Annotated in this window: 8 protein-coding genes; 3 read left to right on the top strand and 5 right to left on the bottom strand. The window is 71.8% G+C overall.

The features are described from left to right. Positions 1-8 precede the first annotated feature (8 nt). The 5 genes from DLJ58_RS04785 to DLJ58_RS04805 form a co-directional block, all read right to left on the bottom strand. Positions 9-731 carry a CDP-alcohol phosphatidyltransferase family protein gene (locus DLJ58_RS04785; RefSeq protein ID WP_124854038.1) on the bottom strand — a complete coding sequence of 241 codons (723 nt, stop codon included), beginning with the start codon at positions 729-731 and terminating at the stop codon, positions 9-11. After that, positions 706-1,773: an iron-containing alcohol dehydrogenase family protein gene (locus DLJ58_RS04790; RefSeq protein ID WP_124854039.1), complete on the bottom strand. Its 1,068-nt coding sequence runs from the start codon at positions 1,771-1,773 to the stop codon at positions 706-708. Before DLJ58_RS04790 ends, DLJ58_RS04785 begins: the two co-directional genes overlap by 26 nt. Next, positions 1,761-2,492 (bottom strand): phosphocholine cytidylyltransferase family protein, encoded by a 732-nt coding sequence (locus DLJ58_RS04795; RefSeq protein WP_124854040.1) that lies wholly within the window; start codon positions 2,490-2,492, stop codon positions 1,761-1,763. Before DLJ58_RS04795 ends, DLJ58_RS04790 begins: the two co-directional genes overlap by 13 nt. Positions 2,493-2,570: 78 nt before the next feature. Continuing rightward, positions 2,571-3,338 (bottom strand): hypothetical protein, encoded by a 768-nt coding sequence (locus tag DLJ58_RS04800; protein ID WP_124854041.1) that lies wholly within the window; start codon positions 3,336-3,338, stop codon positions 2,571-2,573. Further along, positions 3,335-3,787 carry an NUDIX domain-containing protein gene (locus DLJ58_RS04805; protein WP_208740852.1) on the bottom strand — a complete coding sequence of 151 codons (453 nt, stop codon included), beginning with the start codon at positions 3,785-3,787 and terminating at the stop codon, positions 3,335-3,337. Before DLJ58_RS04805 ends, DLJ58_RS04800 begins: the two co-directional genes overlap by 4 nt. 109 nt (positions 3,788-3,896) lie before the next feature. On the opposite strand from DLJ58_RS04805, the gene DLJ58_RS04810 reads away from it, so the two are divergent. The 3 genes from DLJ58_RS04810 to DLJ58_RS04820 all read left to right on the top strand — a co-directional run bounded on the left by DLJ58_RS04810 (position 3,897) and on the right by DLJ58_RS04820 (position 6,032). Further along, positions 3,897-4,289, top strand: a complete 393-nt coding sequence (locus DLJ58_RS04810) for a CBS domain-containing protein (RefSeq protein WP_091396882.1) — start codon at positions 3,897-3,899, stop codon at positions 4,287-4,289. A gap of 83 nt (positions 4,290-4,372) precedes the next feature. After that, positions 4,373-4,831, top strand: a complete 459-nt coding sequence (locus DLJ58_RS04815) for an ester cyclase (RefSeq protein ID WP_124854042.1) — start codon at positions 4,373-4,375, stop codon at positions 4,829-4,831. Positions 4,832-4,937: 106 nt separating this feature from the next. Next, a complete protein-coding gene (locus DLJ58_RS04820; protein ID WP_124854043.1) occupies positions 4,938-6,032 on the top strand; it encodes an aminotransferase-like domain-containing protein in 1,095 nt (364 codons plus the stop codon). Positions 6,033-6,240 lie beyond the last annotated feature (208 nt).

The following is a 6,240-nucleotide window of genomic DNA, read 5'->3' on the forward strand; positions in this document are numbered from 1 at the left end:
CGGGGGGGTCAGCGCAGGGAGGCGCGGGCCGAGAAGGCGATGCTCGCCAGCAGGAAGCCGCCGTTGACGATCGTGAAGGCGACCATCACCCAGAGGACCAGCGCGGGGGCCACGGCGAGCACCACGGCGGCCACGAACACCACCGCGCCGTAGTCGCGGACCAGCTTCACCAGGCGCACCGGCAGCGAGGTCGAGGTGACCATGCTGGCCGCGTTCGGGCCGGCCTGCATCACCGACGTCACCAGGTTGACCATCCAGGTGCCCGCGAAGGTCGCCACGAGCCAGGTCGGCGTGCCCGGCTCCTGCGCCACGGCGGTGGCGGCCAGCGCTGCCACCAGGGCGATCTGCGCGGCCACGTCGCAGAGCACGTCGACGCGCGCGCCGGCCGCGCTGCCCTGGCCGGTCACCCGGGCCAGCTGCCCGTCCGCGCAGTCCAGCGAGTACGCCACCTGCCAGCCGATCAGGGCGAGCAGGCCGACCACCCAGGCCGGTACGTCCCCGGCGGCGACCGGGCCGGCGAGCGCCACGACGGTGACCGAGGTGGCCAGCCCGAGCACCAGGTTGGTGATGGTCAACGCGGTCGGTCGCAGCCCGAGCCGCTGGGCGACGAGCGCGAAGACGGCCCCCAGCCACTGGCTGATCGACTCGCTGAACAGGCCGCCGCCCCGGTTCACCCGGTGGAAGTCGGCGACGGTGGGACGGGGGTCAGCCAAGCTGGTCGCGGATTGCACCGGCGTAGTCTGCCAGCCGTTCCCGGGTCTCGGTAGGCGACAGTGCCAGGTGTTCGAGGATGGTGTACCGGTCCGGCCGGGTACGCGGCGCGAACTGCACCGCCTCGACGAACTGGTCGTCGGTGAGCGCCACCTCGGCGGGGAGCCGGGGCAGACCGTGCCGGGCGAGACAGGCCGACATCTCCCCGAAGCGGCGGAGATCTCCGCGCAGCCAGGTGCAGAACAGCGCGCCCAGCCCAGCCAACTCGCCGTGCGAGGCGGTCCCCGGAAAGAGCGAGTCGACCGCGTGCATGATCTCGTGGCAGCCGCCGCTGCACGGACGGCTGGTGCCGTCGACCGCCATCGCCAGACCGCTGGAGATCAACGCCTCGGCGAGGACGATCACGAAGGCGTCGTCGCTCATGTCGCCGGGGTGGTTGAGCACCGCTTCGGCGCCCGCCCGCGAGAGCGAGGCGGCCAGCCCGTCGACCGGCTCACCGCGTACCTGCCGGGACAGCTCCCAGTCGGCCAGCGCGCTGATGTTGCTGATCACGTCGCCGATGCCGGCCCGGTTGTGGCGGTCCGGGCCGCTCTCCACGAAGTCCAGGTCGACGATCACCCCGATCGGGATGTGTACGCCGTAGGAGCCCTTGATCCCGTCGGTGATCAGGCTGGCCACCGGCGAGGCGATCCCGTCGTTGGCGAGGCTGGTCGCCACCGACACCATCGGCAGCCCTCGGCGGGTCGCCGCGTACTTGGCCACGTCGATGGTCTTGCCGCCGCCGATGCCGACCACCGCGTCGTACGACCGGGCGCGGAGTTTGCCGCCCAGGTCGTCGGCGGCGTCCAGCGTCCCGCCGGAGACGGTGAACACGTCCGCCGAGCGCAGCGACGGTCGGATCAGCTCCGCGATCTGGGCACCCTGACCCGGGCCGACCACCACCGCGACGTCGCCTCCGGAGGAGATCCGCCCGTCGGCCAGGATCGCGCCCAGGTCGGCGACCGCCCCGCGTCGCACGTCGATGTGCAGCGGGGTGAGGACGCTCCGAGCTAGTAGAGGCACGCGATCTCCCGCGCGCGGGCCAGGTCGGCGTGGTTGTCGACCTCGACCCACGGGACGTCACCGATCGGCGCCGCCCGCACTTCCCCGCCCCGGTCGGAGAACTCCTGGTAGCCGTCCTCGTAGTAGAGGTTCGGGTCCCGTCGCCAGGTCGCCTCCAGCGCGTCGGCGAGGGCGTCGGCGACCTGGGGCTCGATCAGCGTCGCGCCGATGTACTCCCCGTACGCCTCGCCCGGGTCCATGATCTTGGTGATCCGGGTGAGCTGGCCGGCGGCGTCGAAGGTGGTCTTCATCTCCTCCTCGGCCAGCGGCTTGAGGGTGTCCACGGCCAGCAGGATGCCCGGGCCACGCTCGGCGAGCAAGGTCTTCTCCACGCTCACCGGGTGCACGGTGTCCCCGTTGACCAGCAGCACCCCGCGCGCGAAGTACTCCCGGGCGAGCCAGAGCGAGTAGGCGTTGTTCCACTCCTCGGCCTTGTCGTTGTGCACCAGGGTGAGCGTGACCCCGTACCGCTTCTCCAGGTCGGCCTGCCGCTCGCGGACCGCGTCCGCCGCGTAACCGACGACGATCACGATGTCGGTGAGCCCGACCTCGGCGAGGTTGCCCAGCGCGATGTCCAGGATCGTCGTCTCGCCGTCCACCGGCACCAACGCCTTGGGCAGGGTGTCGGTGTACGGGCGCAGCCGTCGTCCCGCTCCGGCCGCGAGCACCATTCCGATCATCGCGACATCCTCCCTAGTCCTGCTCCCGTCACCGGTGGAGGATAGCGCCGGCTGGGTGCGCCGCTCCGGCCAACCGGGTCAGCCGGGCAATGCCGCCAGGTCGGCGAGCATGGTCAGGCGTTCCTCCGCGCTGAGCACGGCGTACGGGCCGGCGGCCCGCCGGTCGGTCTCCAGTTCGATGGCGAGTCGCTCGGGACCGGCCGGCAGGGCCGCGATGCTCGACGCGGTGTGCCCGGCGGCGGTCCAGGCGGCGGCGTGCGCGTCGGCCCGGTGGTGTCGCAGCGTGCTGAGCCGGTTGAGCAGCAGAACGCCCGACGGGGTGCCGTCCGGCTCGTACGGGGGCGCCAGCGCGGCGAAGGCCGAGGCGACCGGCTTCGCCTCCTCGTCGGCCAGCACCAGGGCGTATGCGAGCAGTCGGCCGAGCATGGCCACCAGCCGGGCCACCCGGTCGTCGTGGCCGGCCCACAACTCCTCGGTGACCTCGGCGTGCACCTGGTACAGCTCGGCGAGGAAGGCGCCGCCCCGCTCGGTGGCGGACAGGGCTCCGTTCGGGCCGCGGTAGATCATCCCGTGGGCCACCTGCTTGTCCACGGTCCGCCGGCAGGCGACCGGGTCGTGGTAGCGGGTGATCGCCGCGAACCCGGGCCCGTCGACAGTGCCACCGGGTGCGGCCAGCCGGGTGCGCAGGTCGACCAGGAAGCCGGTCGCCGTGATTCCGCCGTAGCGCTGGGACAACTCGGCGCCACCACCGTCCCGGCCGGCCAGGATGCCGGCGCGGAAGGTCCGGTCCACTGCCGGTGCGAGCAGCCCGGCGATCCGGTGGGGCGCCAGCTCGACGGTGTTCACAGACCGATCGACCGCAGGACGGCGAAGCCCTCCTCCGCGATCCGCCGGATCAGCCCGTCGTTGACGTCGCGGTGCTCGTCGAGCAACGTCACCTCGTGCTCGGCCAGCCAGCGGTACTCGGTGTGCTTGCCGGCCTCCAGCATCGGATGGTCGAGGTCACCGTCGACACGGACCAGGAAGTCGTACTCGGTCCGGGCCAGCCCGTCGTCGCCGACGTAGCTGTACTCGCCCACCTGGCCCAGGACGTGGGAGAGGACCCAGCCGGTCTCCTCCGTGATCTCCCGGCGCAGCGCCTCGTCGATGTCCTCGCCCGGCTCCACGTGGCCGCCGACGATGTCCCAACAGTTGGGAAACAGGCGTCGGTGTGGTGAGCGGCGCTGAAAGAAGATGCGGCCGTCATGGTCGACGATCAGCGCGCCGGCGCAGCGCAGGGGCTCGGTGGACACCATCCGACAGTAGCCAGCGTCCGCAGCTTGTGCGATGCCGCTCTTGTCCCGGAAACATCCACCGACCACCATGTCCGTACCGAATGCCACCGTCCCAAAGGGGTGATGTGTGATGCAGGTACGGGATGCGATGTCCAGCCAGGTCCTCGTCGTCGGTCCGGAGCACACGCTCCGCCAGGCGGCCCGGATGATGTCGGCCCGCGGTGTCGGGTCGGCGGTCGTGATCGACCCTGATTCCGAGGGTGTGGGGATCATGACCGAACGCGACGTGTTGAAGGCCATCGGCGCCGGCCTGGACTGCGACGTGGAACGCACCGGCGCCCACCTGACCTGGGACGTGGTCTACGCGGGGCCGGAGTGGACGGTGGCCGAGGCCGCCGCCGCGATGGCCCGGGGCGGATTCCGGCACCTGGTGGTGCTGGACGGCCAGGAGGTGGCCGGCGTGATCTCCGTCCGGGACATCATGCGGGTCTGGTCGGAGAGCCAGGCGGTCGCCACGACCTGATCGGGGGTGGTGTGCGGGGCCGAATCGATGGGTAGACATCCCTTGCGGGCGCGGAGATGCCGTGGCCCGTGGGGGAGGTCCCGATGCGCGACGCGGAGCGGCTGGTCGAGCAGCAGTACGACATGCTCCTGCGTCGGGACGTGGCCCGGCTGCCGGATCTCTACGCCTCGGAGGCGTTCTACGCCATGCCGGGCGTGACGGTCCGGCCGATCGAGCTGCCCGCGCTGCTGCGCACCTGGACCGGCGCCTTTCCAGACCTGCGGGTCGACCCGATGGGCGCGGTCCGCACCGGCGGTGGCGCCGCGGTCGAGCTGCGACTGACCGGCACCCACACCGGCACCCTGCATTCGCCGTACGGCACCGTCGCGCCCACCGGCCGGCTGGTGAGCTGGGAGGTGGCCGACGTGGTCCGGGCCCGCGAGGGTCGGATCACCGCGTGGCGCTCCTACTTCGACTGGAGTCAGCTCCTCGACGCGCTCGGCGTACGGCTGGAGGGACTTTCCCGGGCCGCGCAGCACGACGCGCTCGCCCTTCCGGTCTGATCTGCCGCCGACCGGTCGAGTGGGGTCACCCGACCCGGTGGCTCAGGATGCGGACATCGCCGTGCCGACCGCGCGTCCCCCGCTGCCGCCCGTACGCTCAACATCCATGACCGCCGAGCAGTTGATCTCCTTTGCCCGTGGGGCTCCCTCGCTGGACATCGTCGATGTCGAGGGGCTCAAGGCCGCCGCCGTCCGCGCCTTCGATGCCGACCCCGCAGGGGTGACGGCGTACGGCACCTCCGTCGGGTACCTACCGCTGCGAAAGTGGATCGCCGAGAAGCACGGGGTCGAGGCCGACCAGGTGCTGGTCACCAACGGGTCGCTTCAGGCCGACGCGTTCCTCTTCGACCACCTGGTCCGCCCCGGCGACGCGGTGGTGGTGGAACGTCCGACGTACGACCGGACGCTGCTCAACCTCCAGCGGATGGGCAGTGAGCTGCACGGCATCGCCGTCCAGCCGGATGGCCTGGACACTGCCGAGCTGCGCAAGCTGCTGGAGTCCGGGGTCCGCCCCCGGCTCGCGCACGTCATCCCGAACTACCAGAACCCGGCCGGCATGACGCTGTCCCTGGAGAAGCGCCGGGAGCTGCTCGACCTGGCCGCCGAGTACGAGTTCACGATCTTCGAGGACGACCCGTACGCGGACATCCGCTTCCGTGGCGAGGCGCTGCCGTCGATGCTCTCGCTGGACACCCGCAACGTGGTGGTGCACGCGTCGAGCTTCACCAAGACGGTCTGCCCGGGTGTGCGGGTCGGTTACCTGGTCGGCCCGGCCGACCTGATCGCCTCCATCGCGAAGAACGCGACGAGCCTCTACATCTCCCCCGGAATGGTGTCCCAGGCGATCGTGCACCAGTTCTGCGTCTCCGGTGACATCGACCGCTCGATCGAGACGGTCCGGGCGGCGCTCGGCGAGCGGGCCCAGGTGCTCGCCGAGTCGTTGCGCCGGCACCTGCCGCAGGCGCGGTTCGTGGAGCCCGACGGTGGCTACTTCCTCTGGGTGGAGTTCCCGGAGGACGTGCTGGTCGACCGGCTCGCCCCGGCGGCGGCCGAGCGCGGGGTCGCCGTGGTCAAGGGCAGTGACTTCGTGCTGGACGGCGGGCGGCACGCTCTCCGACTGGCCTTCTCGGCGGTGACCGCCGACCGGATCGACGAGGGTGTCCGGCGGCTCGCCTCGGCCGTCGAGGCCGTCCGCAGCTGACTCAACTGTCGGGTTCCTGACAGAACGACGATGCCGGCCGTCCCGGGGCTCCCTCCTGGGCGGCCGGCTGGCCCACAATGCTGCGAGCGTCACCCCGCCGGCTGCGGAGTTCACCGCCCGGCCTCCGGGCCGGCCCCGCCGGGTTGACGCGGCAGCACAACCTCCCGCCCCCACAGGTGCCGGGTGGGCCGTGTCGTCCCCCGCACAC

Origin of the sequence: Micromonospora arida (assembly GCF_003857035.1) — a bacterium.
In the GTDB taxonomy this organism is placed as follows: domain Bacteria; phylum Actinomycetota; class Actinomycetes; order Mycobacteriales; family Micromonosporaceae; genus Micromonospora; species Micromonospora arida.

Excerpts from the sequence above, each read along its gene's own strand:
- DLJ58_RS04805 (WP_208740852.1), bottom strand. The coding sequence starts at position 3,787 with ATGGTGTCCACCGAGCCCCTGCGCTGCGCCGGCGCGCTGATCGTCGAC.
- DLJ58_RS04810 (WP_091396882.1), top strand. The coding sequence starts at position 3,897 with ATGCAGGTACGGGATGCGATGTCCAGCCAGGTCCTCGTCGTCGGTCCG.
- DLJ58_RS04795 (WP_124854040.1), bottom strand. The coding sequence starts at position 2,492 with ATGATCGGAATGGTGCTCGCGGCCGGAGCGGGACGACGGCTGCGCCCG.
- DLJ58_RS04820 (WP_124854043.1), top strand. The coding sequence starts at position 4,938 with ATGACCGCCGAGCAGTTGATCTCCTTTGCCCGTGGGGCTCCCTCGCTG.
- DLJ58_RS04815 (WP_124854042.1), top strand. The coding sequence starts at position 4,373 with ATGCGCGACGCGGAGCGGCTGGTCGAGCAGCAGTACGACATGCTCCTG.